The sequence below is a fragment of the Haloarcula pelagica genome (assembly GCF_030127105.1).
GTDB lineage: Archaea > Halobacteriota > Halobacteria > Halobacteriales > Haloarculaceae > Haloarcula > Haloarcula pelagica.
Window position 1 is genome coordinate 1,453,514 of sequence record NZ_CP126161.1, and the last position, 22,892, is coordinate 1,476,405.

15 protein-coding genes and 1 other RNA gene are annotated in these 22,892 nt (G+C 65.4%); 8 read left to right on the plus strand and 8 right to left on the minus strand.

The window, feature by feature from the left end; genetic code table 11:
• The first annotated feature begins 357 nt into the window (after positions 1–357).
• From P1L40_RS07615 to P1L40_RS07630, 4 genes are all read left to right on the plus strand, one after another.
• Positions 358–1,845, plus strand: coding sequence for a proton-conducting transporter transmembrane domain-containing protein (locus P1L40_RS07615; protein ID WP_284010732.1), 1,488 nt, complete (start codon positions 358–360; stop codon positions 1,843–1,845).
• Entirely contained in the window at positions 1,835–4,225 is a 2,391-nt protein-coding gene (locus P1L40_RS07620; RefSeq protein ID WP_284010733.1) for a DUF2309 domain-containing protein, read from the plus strand. The genes P1L40_RS07615 and P1L40_RS07620 overlap by 11 nt, the downstream gene beginning before the upstream one ends.
• A 421-nt stretch (positions 4,226–4,646) precedes the next feature.
• Entirely contained in the window at positions 4,647–5,600 is a 954-nt protein-coding gene (locus P1L40_RS07625) for a phosphotransferase family protein (RefSeq protein ID WP_284010734.1), read from the plus strand.
• Positions 5,600–6,217, plus strand: a complete 618-nt coding sequence (locus P1L40_RS07630; protein ID WP_284010735.1) for a class I SAM-dependent methyltransferase — start codon at positions 5,600–5,602, stop codon at positions 6,215–6,217. The genes P1L40_RS07625 and P1L40_RS07630 overlap by 1 nt, the downstream gene beginning before the upstream one ends.
• A gap of 116 nt (positions 6,218–6,333) precedes the next feature.
• Here P1L40_RS07630 and P1L40_RS07635 read toward each other — a convergent pair whose 3' ends face one another.
• Positions 6,334–7,182 (minus strand): alpha/beta fold hydrolase, encoded by an 849-nt coding sequence (locus P1L40_RS07635; RefSeq protein ID WP_284010736.1) that lies wholly within the window; start codon positions 7,180–7,182, stop codon positions 6,334–6,336.
• Between the two features lie 380 nt (positions 7,183–7,562).
• Positions 7,563–9,185 carry a transposase gene (locus tag P1L40_RS07640; protein ID WP_419181193.1) on the minus strand — a complete coding sequence of 541 codons (1,623 nt, stop codon included), beginning with the start codon at positions 9,183–9,185 and terminating at the stop codon, positions 7,563–7,565.
• Between the two features lie 614 nt (positions 9,186–9,799).
• Here P1L40_RS07640 and P1L40_RS07645 point away from each other — a divergent pair.
• The 3 genes from P1L40_RS07645 to P1L40_RS07655 all read left to right on the plus strand — a co-directional run bounded on the left by P1L40_RS07645 (position 9,800) and on the right by P1L40_RS07655 (position 14,869).
• Positions 9,800–10,984 carry an ABC transporter substrate-binding protein gene (locus tag P1L40_RS07645; RefSeq protein ID WP_284010738.1) on the plus strand — a complete coding sequence of 395 codons (1,185 nt, stop codon included), beginning with the start codon at positions 9,800–9,802 and terminating at the stop codon, positions 10,982–10,984.
• 410 nt (positions 10,985–11,394) lie between these two features.
• Positions 11,395–13,854 carry a ribonucleoside-diphosphate reductase subunit alpha gene (locus tag P1L40_RS07650; RefSeq protein ID WP_284010739.1) on the plus strand — a complete coding sequence of 820 codons (2,460 nt, stop codon included), beginning with the start codon at positions 11,395–11,397 and terminating at the stop codon, positions 13,852–13,854.
• Between the two features lie 22 nt (positions 13,855–13,876).
• Positions 13,877–14,869: a ribonucleotide-diphosphate reductase subunit beta gene (locus tag P1L40_RS07655; protein ID WP_284011116.1), complete on the plus strand. Its 993-nt coding sequence runs from the start codon at positions 13,877–13,879 to the stop codon at positions 14,867–14,869.
• On the opposite strand, the gene P1L40_RS07660 is transcribed toward P1L40_RS07655, so the two are convergent.
• Together P1L40_RS07660 and uvrB are read right to left on the minus strand one after the other, a co-directional pair.
• The gene (locus tag P1L40_RS07660) at positions 14,870–16,420 is read right to left on the minus strand and encodes a sensor histidine kinase (protein WP_284010740.1); all 1,551 of its coding nucleotides are present in this window, start codon (positions 16,418–16,420) and stop codon (positions 14,870–14,872) included.
• A gap of 86 nt (positions 16,421–16,506) precedes the next feature.
• Complete coding sequence (gene uvrB, locus P1L40_RS07665) at positions 16,507–18,570, minus strand: excinuclease ABC subunit UvrB (RefSeq protein WP_284010741.1); 2,064 nt, start codon at positions 18,568–18,570, stop codon at positions 16,507–16,509.
• A 144-nt stretch (positions 18,571–18,714) separates the two neighbouring features.
• Between uvrB and P1L40_RS07670 the strand changes: the two genes are divergently transcribed.
• On the plus strand, positions 18,715–20,508 hold the full coding sequence (locus P1L40_RS07670) for a methyl-accepting chemotaxis protein (RefSeq protein WP_284010742.1): 1,794 nt from the start codon (positions 18,715–18,717) through the stop codon (positions 20,506–20,508).
• Here the strand turns inward: P1L40_RS07670 and P1L40_RS07675 are convergent.
• The 4 genes from P1L40_RS07675 to rnpB form a co-directional block, all read right to left on the minus strand.
• The gene (locus P1L40_RS07675; protein ID WP_284010743.1) at positions 20,505–20,666 is read right to left on the minus strand and encodes a C2H2-type zinc finger protein; all 162 of its coding nucleotides are present in this window, start codon (positions 20,664–20,666) and stop codon (positions 20,505–20,507) included. The two genes, P1L40_RS07670 and P1L40_RS07675, sit on opposite strands and share 4 nt — an antisense overlap.
• 40 nt (positions 20,667–20,706) lie before the next feature.
• Positions 20,707–21,312: a rubrerythrin family protein gene (locus tag P1L40_RS07680; protein ID WP_284010744.1), complete on the minus strand. Its 606-nt coding sequence runs from the start codon at positions 21,310–21,312 to the stop codon at positions 20,707–20,709.
• 39 nt (positions 21,313–21,351) lie between these two features.
• Positions 21,352–22,338: a matrixin family metalloprotease gene (locus tag P1L40_RS07685; protein WP_284010745.1), complete on the minus strand. Its 987-nt coding sequence runs from the start codon at positions 22,336–22,338 to the stop codon at positions 21,352–21,354.
• A gap of 44 nt (positions 22,339–22,382) precedes the next feature.
• An RNA gene (gene rnpB, locus P1L40_RS07690) (RNase P RNA component) lies at positions 22,383–22,758 on the minus strand.
• Between the last annotated feature and the right edge of the window lie 134 nt (positions 22,759–22,892).

Consider the following 22,892-nt stretch of genomic DNA (forward strand, 5'->3'; position numbering starts at 1 on the left):
GCGATCGGCGAGACGGTCGCCGCCACAACCACGTCTAGCCCCCCGAACGGTACCGATCCGTTCTTCGTTCGCTGCTGTGCGAGCAGTCTGTGAACGCGTGTCGGCCACCCCTGACCAGGTCCCGCTGCGCGGACGACGACAGTGAGACCACGAGCGACGGCTGTCGCCAGCCGCGAGCACACGCCGACCCAACATCGCCTGCAAAAACATAATGTTCTATAATACCAGTTTCTTCGAACAGATTGATCGAATAGAAATCTTTAATGCACAGTCTGTTCGTCAATACGAGTGAAGTCGACCAGGACCGGTCCCCGGGGCCGCCGGCTCCGGGCAGGTCGCTGTCGACCACAGCCAACGATGACAGAACACGACCACTCGACGACGATTGGACAACTCCCGGAACCGACGGAATCGACGCCGGTCACGCCCCGAGCGCTCACCCGAGCCGTCTGGCTCATGTGGGTGGCGAGTCTGGGCGTCCTAGCCGCGGCCCTCGGGACCGGCGGCGCCTGGGAGTTCGGTGGCGTGGTCGCCGTCGACGGACTGACGGTGTTGCTGTGGGTCGTCGTGACCTTCTTCAGCGGTATCGTCCACAGCTACTCCCGGCGCTACATGGCCGGGAGCAAGGACCTGACGCGGTTTTTCACCCGTGTCTTCGGCTTCACGCTCGCGGTGATGGTGCTCGTCGCCGCCGACCACGTCGCCCTGTTCGGGGTCGCCTGGCTGGCGATGGGGCTGGCGATGGCGTCGCTCATCGGCTACGTCGACGGCTGGCCACAGGCACAGGCCGCGGCGACGCTCGCCCGCCGGTACTTCCTCGCCAGCACCGCTTTGCTGGCGGTCGCGCTGGGCGTGCTGTCCTGGGCGACGGGCGAGACGGCCGTCTCGGAGATCGTGACCGCCGTCGACACCGTCCCGACGGTCCCCTGGGTCGTCGCGGTGGTGGCGCTGGTGGGTGCGGCGATGATCCAGTCGGCACTGGTCCCGTTTCACTCCTGGCTCCTCTCGTCGATGACCGCACCGACGCCCGCGTCGGCGCTGATGCACGCCGGGTTCGTCAACGCCGGCGGCGTCCTGCTGGTCCGGTTCGCGCCCGTCGTCACGCTCGACCCGACCGTCATGCTCGGGATCGCGGTCGTCGGCGCCACGAGCGCGTTACTCGGGAAACTCCTGAAGACCGTCCAGACGGATATCAAGCGGAAACTGGGCTGCTCGACGGTGGGCCAGATGGGCTTTATGCTCCTCCAGGCCGGCCTGGGCTTTTTCGGCGCCGCGATCACGCACCTGATCCTGCACGGGTTCTACAAGGCCTACCAGTTCCTCTCCTCGGGCGAGCAGGTCGAGCAGACCGCGCCCGCGAAGACGGGGACGGCGGCCGACCCCAGCGCCGTCGGCCTGATCGTGACCGCCGTGACCGCCGTCGCCGGCGGCGCGCTGTTCGCGGTCCTCACCGGGAAAGGGACGAGCTTCGACACCGGCCTCCTGCTGGCCGGCCTGGTCTCGCTGACGACCCTGCACGCGACCCGGACCGCCGTCGGCCACCGCGGGCTCCCGACGACGGTCCGGTACGTCGTCGCCCCGCTGGTCTTCCTGGCCGGGATCACCGTCTACGCCGGGGCGTACACCGCCGTCACGGCCGTCCTGGCACCGCTTCCGCTCGGATCGCCCCCGACCGAACTGACCGCCGTCCACGGCGTCCTCGCCGCCGCGTTCGCGCTGGCGTACGTCGCCGTCGACACCGGTGTCTACGAGCGCAGCACGCGCCTGTACGTCGCGCTCGTCAACGCCGCACAGCCCGCAGCCGGTACCCTGCTGACCGACACGGAGGACTACAATGAGTACTGACCCAGCGATTCGTGAGAGTATCGAGCGTGCAGCAGCCCCCGTCGGCCGTGCGTGGCCGCTTCACTCGTTCGTGACCGCCAACCCCCTGGCGGGGTTCGAGGACGAACCGTTCCCCGAAGCCGTCCGGAAGGGGGCCGACCGCTTCGGCGGCGACGGCTACCCCGACCCCGACGTGTTCGAGGCGGCGTTGGCGGACGGCCGGATCGACACGGAACTCCTGACCGACGCGCTGGCCGAACACGGCTGTGAAACCGATCCGGAGGCCACGCTCGACCGCATGCGTGAGGCACCGTCGGACGACGCCGAGACCGCCGAGGAGACGCCGACCGACCGCGTCGACGCCGTACTGACGAAGTGGCTCGCCGCCTTCCTCGACGAGGGTCAGGCGACGTGGCCGATGCCCGACCGTGAACAGGGGTTCTTCGCCGCCTTCCACGCGGCCGCACAGCACGACGGCGAGATTCCGGAGACCGACACCATCGCGGCTCTCCCCGACGAGCCGATCGACGCGCTCCACCACCTGCTGGGGACGATCCCGCCGGGCGAGTGGGAGGACCTGTTCGAGTACCACCTGACCGCGCTCCCCGGCTGGACCGGCTACGTCAAGCAGCGCGCGGCCGACGGCGGCGAGTGGCAGTCGTCGTACCCGATCACGCTCGCGGGCTATCTCGCCGCCCGCCTGGCGCTGGTCGAGGCGTTCGACGCGCCGCTGGAACCGCCGACCGAGGACGACGCCACCGACGACGACGACACGATCGCGATAGCCGAGGCGTGGCTGAGCGCCTGGGAGGGGACCTACCGCGGCGAACTGGTCGAGGCTGTCGCCGACGAGAGCGCCGCCCGGGACTCCGACGACGGCCGTCCGGACGCCCAGTTCGTCTTCTGTATCGACACGCGCTCGGAGGTCGTCCGCCGCCACATCGAGGCGACGGGCGACTACGAGACCCACGGCTACGCCGGCTTCTTCGGCGTGCCGATGCGCTACGAGGGGTACGACGCCGACGTGGCCGTCGACGCCTGCCCGCCGATCGCCGACGCAGAGCACCGTATCGCGGACCGGCCGAGCACGGGCGAAGACGCGAAACAGCACGCACACGACCACCAGCAACACACCGTCGGCGCCGGCCAGAAGGTCCTCAAGAAACTGAAGTCCAACGCCGCGACGGCGTTCAGTTTCGTCGAGAGCGCCGGGGCGGGCTACGGGGCCGCGCTGGCGGCCCGGACGCTCCTGCCCGCTCGCGTCGCCGACGCCATCGACACTGTGGACGACGCGCCAGAAGACCACGAGTTCTGTGCGCCGACGGTCGACTACAACCCGGACGCGGTCGCGGCGCTCCGCGAGGGGCTCACCCACGAGGAGAAAGTCGAGTACGCCGAGACGGCGTTCGACCTGATGGGCTGGGAGCAGTTCGCCCGCGTCGTGGTCTTCGCCGGCCACGCCAGCGAGACCGCGAACAACCCCTTCGAGTCGAGTCTGGACTGTGGCGCCTGTGCCGGCAACCCCGGCGGTCCGAGCTCCCGCGTGCTGGCGGCCATCTGCAACGACGGGGCCGTCAAGGCCGACCTCCGCGAGCGCGGGTTCGACATCCCCGAGGACACCGTCTTCGTCGCCGGCGAGCACAACACGACCACCGACGAGGTGACGCTGTACGACGGGTCGGTCCCCGAGAGCCACGCAGCCGACCTCGAACAGCTCGAAGCGGACCTCGACACCGCACAGTCGACGGCGACCGCAGAGCGGACCGACGCGGACGACAGCGTCCGCGAGACCGAGCGCCGCGCCGCCGACTGGGCCGAGACTCGCCCGGAGTGGGGACTGGCCGGCAACGCCGGGTTCGTGATCGGTCCCCGTGCCCTCACCGAGAACCTGGATCTCGACGGCCGCTCGTTCCTCCACTCCTACGACTGGGCGACCGACCCCGCCGGCGACGACCTCGAAGCGATCATGGCCGGCCCGATGGTCGTCACCCAGTGGATCAACACCCAGTACTACTTTTCGACGGTCGATCCGGCCGTCTACGGGAGCGGCTCGAAGGTCACGCAGAACCCGGTCGGGAACGTCGGCGTCTATCAGGGCAACGGCGGTGACCTGCTGACCGGCCTCCCGCTGCAGTCGGTCCACGCCGCCGACGACGAACCGTACCACCAGCCCCTTCGCCTCTCGACCGTGATCCACGCGCCCGTCGAGCGCGTGACCGACATCCTCGCGGAGAACGACGAGGTCGCAGAGCTACTGGACAACGGCTGGCTCTCGCTGACGGTCGTCGACCCCGAGCAGGAGCACCGCGCGTTCCACTACGACGGCGACCTCGAGTGGACCACCGAGGAAGCGGCGACGAGCGTGACGACGCCGACTGTGACATCGCCGGCAGACGACTAGTCGGCCACGGCGGGGATTCGGGCGACTGCTCACGCAGACACCGTGCCACGGTTGGTGTTCGGATATATATCAAGCTATTTGTGCCGGGTCCGACGAATTGTCCGCTGGATGCTCACTTAGCCGACGACCGTACGGTGTGAGCGGACAAGGCGGTCTGCTCGCGCTGGCGGGCACTCGAGACGGGATCCGGTCCCCAGCCACGCTCTTCGTAGAGACATCTCGGAACAGTCCGCGGACCGCGTCACCGACTACGTGGTCAGAGAGACGCCCGTCTCGGTACGTCCAGGCACACGTGGGATCCAATACTATGGATGCTCGAGACACATCTACACCAACAGTCGATAGCTATCGTCGTAGCGAACACAGACCAGCGCCGACCGTGTCCCGGCAGGGCACACGCTGCCGGGAGGGAGGAGAGCCGATGACAGTCGATGCAGCCCTGGCCGACGCGTTTCCGACACGGGAGGTCGAGACAGTGACACAGGCGGGGCCGTCCTGGAACGACCTGAACGAGACCGTGCGTGTGATGTTTGCCGACGGTGAGCAGGTGTTCCTGAAACTCGCGGCCGACGGTGACGGGTCGCGGGTCGCCCGGGAGCGCGCCGTCCTCGACTACGTCCGGAGACACTGCGACGTGACGGTCCCGCCGGTGGTCGCGAGTGCAGACAGCGCCCCCCACCCGTATCTCGTGACGGCACCGATGAGCCAACAGGGACTTGCACCACAGTGGGACCAGTTGGAGCGACCAGAACGGCGGCGGGCGCTGGAGCAGATCGGCGCGGCGCTGGCGACGGTCAACGACCGACAGTTCGACCGCCACGGCCACATCGTTGCGGGTGACGCCGACGGACTCGTCCTCGACACCGGGGCCTGGAGCGACGTTCTCGTCGACCGGATAGAGATGACCAGAGAGATAGCCTCCGCGAACCGATTCGAGCAGTATTTCGACGCGGTAATCGATGTCGTCGAGGCACACAGCGAACGACTCGACCGCGCACCGGCGGTACTGGTTCACGGGGACCCAGCGATGCCGAACATCTTCCGGAGCCGAGCGGCAATCGGCTTCGTCGACTGGGAACTCGCACACGTCGGCGACCCGGCACGAGAGCTTCACAGAGCACGGGACCAGTTACTCGAATCGCGCGGAATCGACGACGAACGACTGGTGAGCGCACTCCACGACGGCTACCGACGCCGTTCCGGATCACTGCCACCCGGACTCGACGACCGACGGGAGATCTACGACGCGGTCCGATACCTCGGCACGGTGGGCTTCGTCGACAAGATCGCCGCGTCGACGGACGAACCGACAGACGAACTCGCGGCCAGCATCGAAGCGGAGATGAACAACCGTCTCGACGCAGTTCGACACTGATGTGCGACGACCGCCACTCCACAGACCCCTACTGTCCACTCCGGGTCGACAACGAAGCCCGGTGGGCGTTCCTCGAACAGTACGTCGAGAGTCAGCATCGCACCGCGCTCGATATCGGCTGTGCGGAAGGGTACTTCACGAAGGCCGTCGCCGAATGCGGGCTCGAAGCGACCGGAGTGGAGGCGACCGAAGCCCGGTACGAACGCGCGGAGGCGACATTCGGTGACGACGAGAACGTACGATTTCGACACCATCGGGTGACACCCGAGACGGTTGACGACCTCCCGGCGACGGACCTCACGTTGCTGTTGACTGTCCAGCACCACTGGCTCCGTGCGTACGGTGTCGAGCCAGCAACCCGGATGCTGAAACACGTCGCACAGCGGACGAGTCGGTTGTTCTACGAACCGCCGGGGGACATGTACGTTCCAGCGCAGCGCCCGATCGACCCCAGCCGCAGCGTACGGCTCTACCGGACGTACCTCCAGCGGTTGTTCGACGGGCAAGCAGTGGTGAGAGACGTCGAGATGTTCGACCACGTCGAGGAAGGGGAGTACGCCTCTCGACGCGACCCGCTCTTCGTCCTCGACACTGACTCCGTTGGGTCCGGTGAGTGACGACGTCGCCCGACACCATCAATGGGGCGGAAACGGGTTCTGTATATCCGTTATCGGTTTATCACCTGGCGATCGCGGGATACCCGACTCGCCGGTAGACGGCGCGAACGAAGGCGCTACTGTCCGTCGACGGCGGATAGAACGTGCTCGGCGACGGCATCTGGATTCTCACGTGGGGCCCAGTGAGCACAGTCCTCGAACACGCACAGCGACGCGTCGGGGATCCGGTCGGCCGCCCGCTGTGCCCACGCGAGGGGGAACAGGTCGTCGTGTACGCCGTGGGCGAGCCTGACCGGAACCGCCACCTCCTCGAACCGGTCGAGGAAGGTCGTCCGGTAGCCCGAACTGGTGACCTCTGCCTCGCGGAAGCGCCGGAAGGCCGCGCCGGCCGTCGGCCGCTGTACCTCCTCGTAGACCGCGTCGACGGCGTCGGCCGGCAGCGCGTCGAGGTCGTGGACGATACCGTCGAGGCTGGCCCTGGTGAACCGCCTACTGTGCCGGAACAGTGCGATAGCGACCCGGTTGAACACCTGAACCTGTGCGAGGAGATACGAGAGGCGGCCGTTCGGCAGGTCGGTACCGAGGCCGTAGGCGTCGATCGGCACGAGCGTCTCGACGAGGGAGGGCCGATCGAGCGCGAGTTGGATGGCGACGCCCCCGCCCATGGAGTGGCCGACGAGCGTGACGCCGTCCAAGCCGAGTTCGTCGAGAAAGTCACCGACGACCGTCGCGTGTCGCCCGATCGAGTACGGGCCGGGTGGGACGTCGCTCTCGCCGTACCCCAGCAGGTCCGGCGCGACGACGTGATAGTCGGTAGCGAGCCGGTCGATGACCGGCGGCCAGGTGACCCCTGCAGCGTCGATGATGCCCCCGTGAAGCAGGACGACCGTCTGCGCGGCGTCGTCGCCCGCTTCGAGATAGTGGATCGTGCTCCCGTCGACAGCGACGGTACCGTCGGCGACCATGTCGGCCGCTCGACTGCCAGCCACAGAAGCGTTTGGGCATGAGGGAGGGCCACTCGCAGGCATGGACGGCGATAGCGGCGAGATCGACGATTAGAGGCCGTTTCGGCCCGATCGTCGTCGATCGAGAGAAACTGCGCCCAAATCATCGATAAATTGTATGCCGCGATATCAAATCCGTCGCGGCGTCCCTGCACAGTTTCGGAGGATAGGCCAGTTTTGGGCCCAGTCGCCGTCGATTCGTGTTCTATTCACCAATAGAGAACCAATTTTGAACTGTCATGGTTCAAACTGCCAAGAGAACGTCCAAAATCTGCAGGATTCTGGCGTTGCTGGATAGCGTTGCCACTCTCAGGTGGCGAACCCGGCAGGGAAGCGACCGGTCAGTCGGGCGGGATTAACGCCGAGGCGATCAGTTCCACACACTCACCCGCAGTCAACACATGGGCATAGTCCATCTCGCCGTCAACACCCGCTTTCAGCAGGAAGTCCGTGAGTCGCCAAATGTTGTAGAGCAAGACCGCGAACACGAAGTAGAACAATCTCACTCTGTAGTCCTTCGATGAGGTCTTCGCGAGGAAATCGTTCTTGATCGACTTGTACTCGTTCTCGATCTGCCAGCGGCGGCTGTACCGCCGACAGAACGACTCGGCTTCCTCTGGGCCGACGCGGAGATTCGTTGCGAAGACAGTCGTTCCCTCACCATTTGTCGACGGGACGTAGAGGAACTGCATCGAGTGACTGCCCGATTCGAGATGAACGGACGCCGATTCAACCGCCACGCCTTGCCCATCGGCATCCATCGTCTCGATGACCTTGCGCTCAGTGCTGTTGATCCGCTTCGGGATGAGATAGTTTACGCCGAGATTCGAGAGCGTCTGGTAGACGTTCTTGGAATCGAACTCGCGGTCACACAGCACGGTCTCTACAGGGACGTATTCTTTCGCTCGTGTCACGAGTCGCCGGACGACACGGTGAACCTGATTCGGCGGATTCCTATCCCACGCTGAACTCTCCCGAATTGGCTCCACAGCGAGCACCAGTGGGATGTTCTCGCCGACAATCGAGAGCGTCGCAAATTTGAATGCCCGTTCTTCCTCGCCCTGCATCCCACTGACCATCGACATTCCCTCTAGGTCGCCGTAGTACGGGATCGTCGTGATGTCGATTGCTGCAGTGACCGGACGCTGAAACGATGCCTCCGAGGCGATAGCCGAGAGCAACCGGTCACTCGCCTTATCGAAGCCCTCGATCAGCGCTTCTGGCTCGAATTGCTTGACTGCCCGCAGATGCGTGTCTCCATGCGGACCGTACTCCTTACCCTGTCTGAACTGAAACCGTACAGCACCCTGCGCGGTACCACAGCCGACCATTCCCATGAACGTCTGGAGCTCGAAGAACTGCGTATCTTCGTAGGAGGCGTTCTGCGCTCGGCCAGAGTCGAATCCGTCGAAGGCGTGGTCCCGTGCGAGGCGTGTCGTCCGGCGAATCTGCTCGTCTGAGAACTCATTGCTCCCAGACTCGTCCTGCTCATCGTCGTCGGTCGACTCCGAGTTCGAGTCGGTGACCTCCTCTTTCGGGCGCACCGCGGGGACTGCGGGACCGTGATCATGAATCTCCTTGACGACGAAATGCGCCGCGACGGTCACGTACTCTCGGCCCCCTTCGTCGAATCGGTTCCACCACGTACGAGAGAGCACTGCCTCGTCGGGAACGTGATCTAACCCGAACGGTTCAGCGAGTTCCTGGTACGTTTCGAGGGTCCGGTAACTGTCGTCCGTCATCTCCCGATAGATGAACAGCCGGAGCATCCCCCGAAACGAATCGGGTGCAGGGTGCCACTCCGGATAGCCGTCTTCAAGATGCTCTGTGTAGAGAGTGGCTTCACTCACAGCCGCCCGGAGACACGCCCCATCCCGTATTGTTTCGCTGAGCTCAATTCCGGTCTTGTACGCGTGGGTCATCCGGCAGGCACGATCCGAAAGCGGGTCCAACGTCTCCGACATCGATTCTCGCTTGTATCGGCGGGATGGAAGTGGCCACGGTCTCGTCTGAACCATCCACGTTCGTCGAAGGAGTGCTCAGTAGGGGTTTCGCAGGCCAGCGAAGAACCACTGGATTGAAGCGACTAGTCGTGCAAGCGACTCACATACCAGCTGCTCCGATGAGAAAACCAGACCAGCCACCAGGCCACTTGATCTATCTCCTTCGCTAAGGCACGCATGAGGGAAATAGTGGTGTGATTCGACTGGTTCGGTGCGGCTGATGCTGAGGCCCGTAAGCGTGCACTACGGGCGGTCCAAAACGTAGCCCACGCGACCGAAGGTCTTCGAGGAACTCACTACTCCCCATTTAATATTCCTGACCGACGAGGACAGCGGGGTCAGGCTGATGAGCAGTCCGGGTCAGCTCCAGCGTGAGTCGGTATGGTCAAGTCGGTCCGAGATGAGAGCGGCAACGTGGTTGAGGTAATGACCTTGCTCGACGACGGGAGTGTCCGCACTGCGGGCTCGCGTTCCCGGATAGCGTCCGATTGTCCACTCTGCGAAGCCCCCTGCTGAGGGATTCGGTTGGCCTAAACTTCGTAACTGTTTTCTATATTTAGGCTGGCCTAAAACGTATGGCGGACGAATCCAGCGAACACAAGGCACCGACGCGGCGTGATTACATCAAGTACGGCGGGGCAGTCGTCGGCGGTGGGCTGCTCGCCGGCTGTACTGGTGACAGCGACGGTGGCTCTGGAACGGCCAGCTCAACAGAGACACCAACGAAGACAGCGACGGAGACTACGACGACCGAAGATAGCTCCTACTCGGTGACGATTGAGCCGGTGGGCGAGGTGTCGTTCGACGCGGTTCCGAAAACGTGGGTCGCTGAGAACGCGAGTTGGGCCGACATGGGTGTGGCCCTCGGGATGGACAAACCAAGCGCCGTCGTTCTCACCGGCGAGTACCGAACGTGGCACTACGAGGATATCCCCGGCCTCTCAACGAGCAAAGAGGATATGGTCTCTCTCTGGCAGGACGGCATCTCGAAGGAACTCTTCCTTGAAATCGATGCGGGGATCCACTTCATCGATCCGAACTACATGATAAACCTCATTCCAAACTGGGAGCGTTCGGATGTTGACGAGATGAGCGAGCGGGTCGCGCCGTTCTGCGGGAACACGAGTTTCTCAACCTACTCCTGGCACGAGAGCTACCCGTACTACTCGCTATACGAGGCGACCGAGAAGGTCGCCGAGGTGTTCCAGCGAACGGACCGCTTCGAGGCACTCCGAACGCTACACGACGAGACCGTTACAGAGATACAGGACCGACTGCCACCCAAGAGCGAGCGTCCAGCAATCGGGCTCCTGTCCCCGGCCTCAACCGAGCCGGAGAAGTTTTATCCGTACCGACTCGGTGACACGACGGCATACAAACACTGGCACGACCTCGGGGTGAGCGACGCTTTTGAGGGCTCGAACATCAAGAGTTTCACGTCGGATCGCGGCTCCATCGACTACGAACCGCTTCTAGAGATCGACCCGGAGATATTGATGTTCTACACCGACAAACAGTGGACGCACTCGGATTTCCGGGAAACGTATCTTGCGTTCTTACAGGACCATAACACGGCAAGCCAGCTCACGGCGGTCCAGAATGGCGATGTCTACCCGGCGGGTGGAATGTATCAGGGGCCGATTATCAACCTCTCGAAGACTGAGCGCGCCGCAAAGCAGCTATTCCCCGATGAATTCGCCCGTGATGAGCGGCTCTACGATCGACAGCGCATAGCGGACATCCGAAACGGAGACATCTAACAATAGGGTACACCTCGCTCGGAAACACTGGGCTCTCCGTGAGCCGTATCTGTCTCGGATGCCTGAGATTCTGCGGCGGGATGGAGTGGATGCTCAACACCGACGAGAGCACAAATGTAAGTGGACAAATAAATAGACCCCGGTAAGTTGAATTTATATTCTCAAGATATTCTTGAATAGAAGGCACACATCATTTTCGCCCTCCGAGGTTGTGGTCCCCGGACCTCCCCGACACCAGATCACTCTCGGCCGCCCAATACAAACTCGTTTGTCCTATACAAAGTTAGTTGGGGTAGTTTTATTACAGTCGCGTCGAACAGCGCAGGGTACGGCGATATCCGGCGGTTCGAGGCCACGAGCGGGTCCCAGTGACGACCACGGCCAGCCACGGCTGTCGCCAGCCACAGACCATGAGTACGCAATCGACGACGACCGACCGTGTCCGATCGATCCTCGACCGGGCACGGACCGACAGCGAAGCCGTACTGACCGACGAGACGATCGAGACACTCCGATCGGAGATCGAGCGGAACCTCTACGCCGGCGCCGGCCGCGAGGAGATCTACGAAGCCGTCCTCCAGTCGCTGACCGCACGGATCGAACGCGCTCCGGAGTACAAACGGATCGCCGCACGTGTGTTCAGACAGCGCTACTACGAGACCGTCATCGGCGAGGACCTGCAGGGTGGAGAACTCGCCGACGCTTATCGGGAGACCTTCGTCGAGAACATCCGGCGGGGCGTCGAGATAGATCTCCTCGACGAACGGATGACAGAGCGGTTCGACCTCGACGCGCTGGCGGAGACGCTGGTCCCCGACCGGGACGGGCAGTTCGAGTACATGGCCATGGAGACGCTGGCCCAGCGGTACTTCCTGACGACCACCGACGACGAACCGCTGGAACTGCCACAGGCGTTCTGGATGCGCGTCGCGATGGGACTCGCGCTGGAGGAAGACAACCCCCAGCGTCGTGCCGAGGAGTTCTACGCCGTCCTCTCGAAGCTGGAGTTTACGCCCTCCTCACCGACGCTGTTTCACAGCGGGACGACCCACCCACAACTCTCCTCGTGTTACCTGACGACCGTCGAGGACGATCTCGAGGGTATCTTCGAGGCGTACAAACACCACGCACAGCTCTCGAAGTGGAGCGGCGGCCTGGGCAACGACTGGACGAACCTCCGGGCGGCGGGGTCGCTCATCCGGTCGACGGGCGTCGAGTCCACCGGGACGGTGCCGTTTCTGAAAATCTCGAACGACGTGACCGCCGCGATCAACCGCTCGGGGAAGCGCCGCGGGGCCGCGTGTGCGTACCTGGCCTGCTGGCACCTCGATTTCCCGGATTTCATCGATCTGCGGCGAAACACCGGCGACGAGCGCCGCCGAACCCACGATATGAACACCGCCGCCTGGATCCCGGATCTGTTCATGGAGCGGGTCGCGAACGACGAGCAGTGGACGCTGTTCAGCCCCGACGAGGTGCCCGACCTCCACGACACCTACGGCCAGGCGTTCGCGGAGCGCTACGAGGCCTACGAGGCCCAGGCCGATGCGGGGGAACTGCGTCAGTACGAGCGGGTCGACGCCACCGAACTGTGGCGCCAGACGCTGACACGCCTCTTCGAGACCGGCCACCCCTGGCTGACGTTCAAAGACCCCTGTAACGTCCGCTCGCCACAGGACCACGTCGGGACCGTCCACTCCTCGAACCTCTGTACGGAGATCACGCTGAACACGAGCCAGGAGGAACACGCCGTCTGCAACCTCGGCAGCGTCAACCTCGCGACCCACGTCGAAGACGGGGAGAGCGCGGAACGGAGTTCCACGGAGACCGAGCGGTCGGAATCGACCGCGAGGCTCGACCGCGAGCGACTCGCCGAGACCATCGAGACGGCGATGCGGATGCTCGACAACGTCGTCGACCTGTGTTTCTACCCGACCGAGGAAGCCGAGTACTCGAACATGCGTCATCGGCCGGTCGGGCTCGGCGTGATGGGCTTTCACGAGGCGCTCATGGAGGTGGGGACGCCGATGGCCACCGAGGACGCCGTCGAGGCCGCCAACCGGTGGCAGGAGTTCGTCTCCTACCACGCAATCTTGAACAGCTCACGGCTGGCGAAAGAACGCGAGCCCTACGAGACCTACGAGGGCAGCAAATGGGACCGGGGACTCCTCCCGCACGACACCGTCGACCTGCTGGAAGCAGAGCGCGGTCGGGAGATTCCGACGGACCGTTCGGAGACCCTGGACTGGGACCGCGTCCGCGACCACGTCGAGACCCACGGGATGCGCAACTCCAACACGATGGCGGTCGCGCCGACGGCGACGATCTCGACGATCAACGGCACGACCCCCTCTATCGAGCCGATCTACTCGAACCTCTACGTGAAGTCGAACATGAGCGGGGACTTCACCGTCGTCAACGACCGCCTCGTCGCCGACCTCCGTGAGGCGGGGCTGTGGGACGAGGAGCTACGCGACCGCGTCAAAGTCGAGGACGGCGCCATCCAGGATATCGACGCGATCCCCGAGGAGACCCGCGAGCTGTACCGGAGCGCCTTCGAAATCGACCCGCGCCACCAGCTTCGGCTGACGGCCCACCGGGGCCAGTGGATCGACCAGTCGGTCTCGCACAACGTCTTCTTCCCCAGCACGGACGGCTCGCTACTGGACGAAGTCTACACGACCGCCTGGGAACTGGGGCTGAAGACGACCTACTACCTCCGCACGCTGGGGGCCTCCCAGATCGAGAAGTCGACCATCGACATGCGCGAGTACGGGCGGACACAGCACCGCGAGACGGGCTCGACCGGGGCGAGCGAGAGCGACGATCTCGCCCGTGTCGAGGACCCGACCTGTGACGCCTGCCAGTGACGACAGCGACACCACTACACAGATGCCACTCCTGAACCACGACACCGAGCACGATCCGAACAAGATACTGCCGATCGACTACGACTGGGCGCGTCAGTACTACGAGGACGGTGTCGCCAACAACTGGGTGCCGAGCGAGATCCCGATGCAGGACGACATCACCCAGTGGTCCGACGGCACACTGACCGACGCCGAGAAACAGCTCGTGGAGTGGAACCTCGGGTTCTTCTCGACGGCCGAGTCCCTGACCGCGAACAACATCGTCCTGGCGCTGTACGAGTACGTCACCGCACCCGAGTGTCGCCAGTACCTCCTGCGCCAGGCCTACGAGGAGGCGATCCACACGGACACGTTCATCTACTGCTGTGACTCGCTGGGGTTCGAGCCCGAGTACCTCTATGGCATGTACGATCGAGTCCCCTCGATCGCCGAGAAAGACGAGTTCGTCGTCGACCTCACGAAGCGCCTGGACGACGACTCCTTCCGGCTGGAGACTACCGCCGACGTTCGTGCCCTCCTGCGGGATCTGGTGGGCTTTTACGTCATCATGGAGGGGATCTTCTTCTACGCCGGCTTCGCGATGATGCTCGCGTTGAAACGCCAGGGGAAGATGGTCGGCATCGGCCAGCAGTTCGAGTACATCATGCGTGACGAGTCGCTGCACGTCGGCTTCGGCGTCGACCTGATCGATGCGATCCGGCGGGAACACCCCGACGCCTGGACCGACGAGTTCGACCGCGAGGTCCGGGACCTGATCGAACGGGCCGTCGACCTCGAACAGCTCTACGCCAGGGAGGCCTGTCCCGAGGACGTACTGGGAATGAGCCCGGCCCAGTTCGCCGAGTACGTCGAGTACATCGCCGACCGCCGGCTGGGACAGCTCGACCTCGATCCCAGCTACGGGACGGACAACCCGTTCCCCTGGATGAGCGAGGCCGTCGACCTCAACAAGGAGAAGAACTTCTTCGAGACACAGGTCACCGAGTACCAGAGCGGCGGCTCACTGGACTGGTGATCAGCCCGACGCCATGAGCCGCTGTGTCCCGAACCAGTAGAACCCGGAGAGCGAGAGCCCCCAGAGTAAGTGGCCGACGAGCGACGCGAGCGTGAGGTTCGGGAACTGCGTCTCGATCCCGAGCGCCGAGAGCCACAGCGGCATCACGAGGCCGGCCGCCACGAGCCACAACAGCACCGACCAGACGACCGCGACCCCGACGTACCGGGTTCGGCCGCCGTACGAGGACGGGATGCCCACCACGAGCGCCGCGTAGACGAGCCCGAAGACGACGCTGTGGAACCCGTGGGTGATCCACCCGATCCAGAGGTTCTCGACGCCGTACAGCGCGCCGATGACGGGGACGCTCCCGGCGAGAACCTGCAGCGGGACCGCCATCACGGCGCCTGCCGACAGCGACGCGGCGACCGCGACGACGATCCGGCGGGACGGGATCCCGTACACCGTCTCGTCGCCGAGAGCGGGGCGCTCGTCGCTGTCGGTCACCCGCGGGAGCGTGATCTCGACGGTGGTTCCCTCCTCCGTGACAGTCGCGTCCGTCGTCCCGCCGTAACTGTCGACGAGCAGGCGGACTAGATCGAGGCCGAACCCGGTCGAGCGGTCCTCGTACTGGCCGACTGCGCCGCGTTCGAGCAGGTCCCGCTGGCGCTCGGGAAGCCCGGGACCGTTGTCGGCCACGGCGAGTCGAACTGTCCGGTCGGTGGCCGACAGCGACACCGAGACGCGGGGCGTCGCCGCGTCGCTGTAGACCACAGCGTTTTCGACGAGGTGTTCGACGACAGCCGAGAGCATCGAATTGGCCAGGACGGAGATGTCGGCGCCGGCGTCGAGCGAACAGTCGTACTCCGCGGCCGGGTACTCGCGCTCGACGCTCTGGACGGCGCGCTCGACTACGGGGCCGACCGCAACTGGGTCCAGCGCTCCCGTCGACTGGCCGTTCCGGGTGATGTGTTTCATGTTCTCGACGGTCGTCTGGACCGCGTCCGAGCGGTCGCTGATGACCCCGAGCGTCTGGTCGGCGGGCACGTCCTCACGACCCCGTGCGACCTCCGATCGACCACGGATGACCGTCAGCGCGTTCAACACCCGGTCACGGAGGATGCGGTTGACCATGTCCAGTCTGGCGGCCTGTTGCTGGAGGTCCCGTTGCTGGCGGGTCACCCGCCCGGCGTAGACACCCGTCAGCGCGCCGCCGACGCTCCCGCCGATGAGGAAGTTCGAGAGGTACGTCTGTGACTGGGTCGACGCCATCGCGGCCATTCCACTGTTGCCTACGAGGGTCAAAGCGACGAGGACGAACATCCCGGCGGTCCCGGCGAGACACCACAGAGCGACCGAGCGGACGAACGACCGGTCGAACTCGCCGACCGTCAGCGCGATCCCGAACGCCGACAGCCCGAGGCCGAGGACCAGCGGGCCGACGCCGGCCAGAACGAACTGCATCGGATCGTCCGCGACGGCCAGCGTGACGGTAAAGCGTGTCAGGAGGAAGCCAAGCGCTGCGACGACGAGTCCGGCGGGCGAGAGGCGGCGTGTCACGTCGAGGTCCATGGGAGTGTCACGGGAAGCGTGACTTGGACGGAAATTGTCACGGACGCGGAAAACAGTTCCCCGGATTCGGCTGTCGATACCCCCGCTCAGAACTCGGGGCCGGGCGCCGGCACGCCGCCGTCGTCGTCCTCGCCGCCGGCCAGGTCGAACTCCTCGCGGAGTTCGCGGATCCGGTCCCGGATGTCGGCGGCCAGTTCGAACTCCAGGTTGTTCGCGGCCTCCTCCATGCGTTCTTCGAGGCGGTCGACCTGCCGGGCGGCCGCTTCGGCGTCCTCGGGGCCGTCGCCGGCCACGTCGCTGGTGTCGGTCTCGCTGCCCGGGAGGTTCGTCTCGCCGATCTCCTTCTCGATGGTCGTCGGTTCGAAGCCGTGCTCCCGGTTGTACTCCTGTTGGATCCCCCGGCGACGCTGGGTCTCCTCGATCGCCGAGGCCATCGCCGAACTGGTGTCGTCTGCGTACAGCACCACCTCGCCGTTGACGTTGCGGGCCGCCCGCCCCATCGTCTGGACGAGCGTCGTCTCCGAGCGCAAGAATCCCTCCTGGTCGGCGTCCAGGATCGCCACGAGCGATACCTCGGGGATGTCCAGGCCTTCACGGAGGAGGTTGATCCCGACGAGTACGTCGATCTCACCCAGGCGCAGCGAGCGGATGAGTTCGTGGCGTTCGAGGGTGTCGGTCTCGTCGTGCATGTAGGCCACGTCAACGCCGGCCTCCTCCAGATACTCCGTGAGGTCCTCGGCCATCCGTTTGGTCAGGGTCGTCACGAGCACCCGCTCGTCGCGGTCGGTCCGCTCGTCGATCCGGTCTAACAGGTCCTCGACCTGGCCGCTGGCGTCGGCGACCTCCACTTTCGGGTCGACCAGGTGGGTCGGGCGGACGATCTGTTCGACGATCCGTGCGCTCTCCTCGCGCTCGTAGTCGCCGGGCGTCGCCGAGACGTACAGCGTCCGGTCGGTCTTGTCCTCGAACTCCTCGAAGGTCAGCGGCCGGTTGTCGAAGGCCGTCGGCAAGCGGAAGCCGTTCTCGACGAGGCTCTCCTTGCGCGATTTGTCGCCCGCGAACTGCCCGCGGATCTGCGGGAGCGTCTGGTGAGACTCGTCGACCACCGTGAGGAACTCTTCGGGGAAGTAGTCCAGCAGTGTGTAGGGCGCCTCCCCGCTCTCCCGGTCCGAGAGGTGGACCGAGTAGTTCTCGATCCCCGAGCAGTAACCGGTCTCCTCCATCATCTCGATGTCGAAGGTGGTCCGCTCCTCGATGCGCTGGGCGGCGACGTGGTCGCCCTGGCGCTCGAAGTAACGGATACGGTCGTCGAGCAGTTCCCGGATCTCCTCGATGGCTCGTTCGAGGCGCTGTTCGGGGATCGAGTAGTGTTCGGCCGGGTGGAGCAGGGCCGCGGGGTCCTCGCTCACGACCTCCCCTTCCAGCGGATCGACCTTCAGCATCCGATCGATCTCGTCGCCCCAGAACTCCACGCGGACGGCGTAGCGGCCGTACATCGGGTAGATTTCGAGGGTGTCCCCGCGCACGCGGAAGGTCCCCTGCGTGAAGTCCACGTCGTTGCGCTCGTAGTTCAGGTCCACCAGCCGGGCCAGCACCTCGTCGCGGTCGATCCGCTGACCGACCGAAAGCGAGAGGGACATGTCGACGTAGTTGCGCGGGTCACCCAGCCCGTAGATGGCCGAGACACTCGCGACGACGATCACGTCGTCCCGGGTCAGCAGCGACCGGGTCGCCGAGTGGCGCAGGCGATCGATCTCGTCGTTGATCGAGGCGTCCTTGTCGATGAACGTGTCCGTCTGCTCGACGTACGCTTCCGGTTGGTAGTAGTCGTAGTAGCTGACGAAGTACTCGACGGCGTTGTCCGGGAAGAGGTTCCGGAACTCCTCGTACAGTTGCGCTGCCAGCGTCTTGTTGTGGGCGATGACCAGCGTCGGTTTCTGGATCTCCTCGATCAGCCAGGAGACGGTGTTCGTCTTCCCCGATCCCGTGACACCCAGCAGGGTCTGTTTGTCCATCCCCTGCTGGAACCCCTCGGCCAGTTGTTCGATGGCCTCGGGCTGATCGCCGGCGGGGTCGAAGGGTGCGTCGACGCTGAACTGGCGGTCTACGTCGGGCCGGTCGATCGAGAGGGGGCCTCCGGCGTCGCTCATTACCCGAGTGTCGGGCCCGACAGACTTGAGCGGCGTGGTTGGCTCGACGACACGGACCGGTATATACCGCTATGTGCGCGGCTGATAATCTATACATCGTATATACGAACGGGATTTATCACCGAGACTGCGGACGGTTTTCACATGTCACAAACAGATAACGACGGCGGCAGCACCGGACTCTTACCGACGGTCATCCGCCGTCGGTTCGTCCGCAAATACGTGGCGCTCGTCGTCGTCGCGATGGTGGTGACAGCGGGCGTCGGGGCGTTCTTCGCGACGAGCGCGACCGGAACACTCGACCGACAGGTCCAACAGCAGACCGCCTCGACTGCACAGCTCCAGGCGGACGGCCTCGAAGGGTGGGTCGACGGGCTTCGACATCAGACGCGGACGGTCTCGGAGGCCGCACCGTTCCAGCGCGGCGACAGAGACGAAGTCGGGAGCTACCTGCTGAACCGTCTGCAAAACGCACGCTCGGATATCGTCGCCATCCACTACGTGAAGATCAGTAACGCGACCGTGATGGCGAGTACGACCCCGGGGACCGAGGGGACGAACCTGCGAGCCCGCGGGGTGCCGTGGGCGACCCGGAGCGGTGATATCGACAACGAGACAGACACGATCTCGAACGTCGTCGTCGGAGACACGCCCTACGAGTCGTCGACCAACGAGACTGTGGTCGCGTTCATCAGCGCGCCACCGCGGAACACCGAACACGTCGTCGTCGTGGAGGCGGCGCTGTCGGTACGTGGGGGCTTCCACCAGACGACCGACGGCGCGTTCACGACGGTCCACAACGGCTTCGGGTCGCTCGTCTACGGCCAGGCCCACGACGACGTGACGGTCCCCGAACAGGCGCTGGGAAGCGACACCGCCGGGTTCCGACAGCGGTCCGACTCGGTCCTGGGGTACGCGCCCGTCGAGGGGACCGACTGGACGGTCGTCACCCACGTTCCGAAGGCGAACGCCTACGCCCTGCGTGACCAGCTCGCCACGACCATCGCCGGGCTGATCCTCGTCCCGCTACTCGTCCTCGGGTCGGCGACACTGCTGTTCGGCCGGCGGACCAGCACCGCGCTGACGGAACTCACCGAGAAGGCCGAGCGGATGAGAGCCGGCGACCTGGATATCACGCTGCGACGCACCCGAGCCGACGAGATCGGCCGGCTCACCGGTGCCTTCGACGAGATGCGGTCGTCCCTGAAAGCCCAGATCGACGAGGCCGAGCAGGCCCGCAAGAAGGCCGAAGTCTCCCGGGCGGAAGCCGTCGCGATGAACGACTACCTCCAGGAACGCGCCGACGAGTACTCCGAGACGCTGGCTCGGTGTGCCGAGGGCGATCTCACCGTCCGACTCGAACAGAACGGCGAGAACGACGCCATGGACCGGATCGCCGGCGGCTTCAACGAGATGATCAACGAACTGGAGAAGACGACCGGCCAGTTGACCCGCTTTGCCGACGAGGTGGCCGAGACCGGCAAGACCGTCGAGGCCAGCGCTCACAGCCTCCAGGACGCCTCCGAACAGATCGCCGAGTCGATCCAGACGGTCTCGATCGACGCCAACCGCCAGCAGGAGCAACTCCAGGCGATCTCCGAGGAGATCGACGACGTGGCACAGCGGCTCGAAGCCGAGAGCGAGCGCCACGACGAACTGGCGTTCGAGGCGCCACTGGAGAGTCTCCGCGAGGTAGCGACGACGGTCTCGGAGGTGTCGTCGGTCAGCGAGCAGACGACCGCCGAGGCCGAGACGGTCGCCGGCGCCGCCGAGGAACAGGCTGCAGAACTCACCGAGGTGACCCAGCAGGCCGACACGCTCCGACGCTACGCCGTCCCGCTCGGGGACGTGTTGAGCCGGTTCAAGACCGGCGACGACCGGGAGTTCTACTTCCCCAGTGGCCCCGGGAACCGCGAGTCGCCGGCCACCGAGGACTAGGGCTCCTGTACGTCGAACGGCAGGTCGTCGGGGTCCTCGACGACCAGCCACCACTTCTCGTTGCCGTCGGCGTGTCGCCGCTCGGTGTGCGTTCGCAGTCCCTCGAAGCCGTCGAAGTCCCGGCCACAGATGTGACACCGGTAGTGGTGTTTGGGCATGGTCCGAGTGTCGGACCGACGGCAGATAGTTAGCGTGTGCTTAGCAGACCGGCTTCGGGTTGACGCCCAGTTCTTCAAGCGTCTCGAAGTACTCCTCGTAGGCCGCTTCGACGACCGCGATCGCAGCCGTCTCGGCGGCGTCCCAGTCGGCGTCGCTCTCACAGACCGTCTCCAGGGCGTCGCCGGCGTCGGCGCGCAACGCCTCGATATCGCTGCCGGCGCTCCGGTAGGTGCTGGCGGTCTGTGGGTCGGCTTGCCCCGTGAAGAAGCCGGTGAGCTGTTCCTTGACCTTCTTGTCGACGAGTGTCCAGCCGAGGAGTCCGCCGAGTCGCTCGACGGTCCCGTCGAAGTCGGCGAGGACGCCGTAGACGGCGAACTCGCGGTCGGCGGGCTCGGCGTCGGTCGCCTCGAGTCGGTCCGCGGCGCCGGCCGCGGCGTCGGCGAACACCGACGGAGCGTCGGCGTCCTCGCTCCACGCGTCGAACGTCTCGTGGGCGGCCTGTTCGCGGGCGGCGGCGGCGGCGGTGACCGTCTCGGGCTCCATCTCACCGCGGGTGTCGGCGTACAGCATCTTCGAGGAGCCCAGCCGCGAGAGCTCTGTCTGTTGGTCGTCACGGACTGCTTCGACGAGGTCGTCGGCGTTCATACGGGTAGCTGGACGCGGCGACGGCTTGTACCCATCGACCTACCCGTGCCACTGTCCGCGGCGCTGTTCGGGATCGCGGGTCGTCAGTGCGGCGGGCAATTCGTCGCCAGCGACGCCGACCGCCTGTGCGAGCTGCCGGGCTACGTGCCAGCTGACCGCGTCAGTATCGACACCCTGTGTCTCGATCTCGACGCGTCTGTACGTCTCGATGGCGCCGTCCTCGTCGGGATCGGTTCCCTGAACCGTCGAACACGATCCCCGCGTGTCCCGGCACGCGGAGTCCGTGACCGGCGTGACGACGATGTCGGCCGCCGACGGGTCCGCCACGAACTGGAGCGAGAGGTTCGAAGGGACCGCCCCGTCGGCCCCCTCGTCGAAGTACGCGAGCGCGTACTGGACCTCTTGCCGGTAGGCGACGCGGTCCTCGGCCGGTAGCGAGCCGTTCCGGACGGCGACGGTGAGTGCGGGGTCGTCCCAGGGGAGCGCGCGCTCGCTGGCGTTCGGTCGGTCCCGGGTCCAGAGGTCGCGTTCGTGGTACATCACCGACTGGGGCTCGTCGTCGTGGCGGAGCCCGAGCAGGTGGCCGAACTCGTGTTTCGCGACCAGCAGCGTCGACTCGTTCGAGAGGCCGCGCTGGACCTCGATGTCCGCGGGCCGTTCGAGTCCCGTCGACGCGTTGGGCCGCGGGGCGCACCCGGCCGAGAACTCGTCGTCACCGCAGTCGGTCACCGACTCCGTGTACGTGACGACCACGTCGGGGTCCCGCTCGCTCCCGTCGCCCGCGACCACGTCGAGTGTGACGTTGAACTCGACGTACTGCTGGCCGGCCCCGTTCCAGTACTGGGCCGCAGCGGCGGTCACCGCCCGCTCGCGCGGTGTCCCGTCGACGACGACGGTGACCGTCTCCCCGGCGAGGGGGTGCTCGGCGTCGCCGACCAGCCCCGACTGCTGGAGGTCGCCCACACCGCTACAGCCGGCCGTCAGGACGACGAGCGCCAGGACCGCACTCGCGACTGCGCTGTTCATCGTTCCACTACTGCGGTCGTGCGTATTAGTCGGTTATGAAAGTCGGCTGAGGGGAGTAAGCCCCCTTCTGTTCGGGCCGGCATTCGGCTCAGCGGCCGCGTCCAGCGTCTCCGCGGTGTCCAGCTACCTGTCGACGCGGCCTTGCACCGGTGAGGATTCGCCGTTCCATCGGTCCGTCGCCGGCGTCGGGCGCCGTCCGGCGGCCAACGTTGGCCCTCGGTGGGTTACCTCTCCCTCGCTTCCAGTGGGGCAGGACCCCGCTGTCGTTCGGGATTCGCACACCTCATCGGTCCGGCGACGACGTGTCGTTGCTGTTCCAGTGCCGACGGTCTCCCGCCCCGGGCTTGCGCCCGGTCACCTGCTGGACGGTGGGGGGACTTTCCTCATGTCTCGCGACACGGGGGCCGGCCTCCCTCTGCCAAGAGTCCCTAGCCGACAGCGGCCAATAACGCTTACCAACCACCTTTTTGCTGCGGGGGTCGCGGAGCGACCCCCGCTTGCAAAAACGTGGGCGAAAAAGGCGCGAATCGCGGCGCGATTCGCGTGAACCGGCT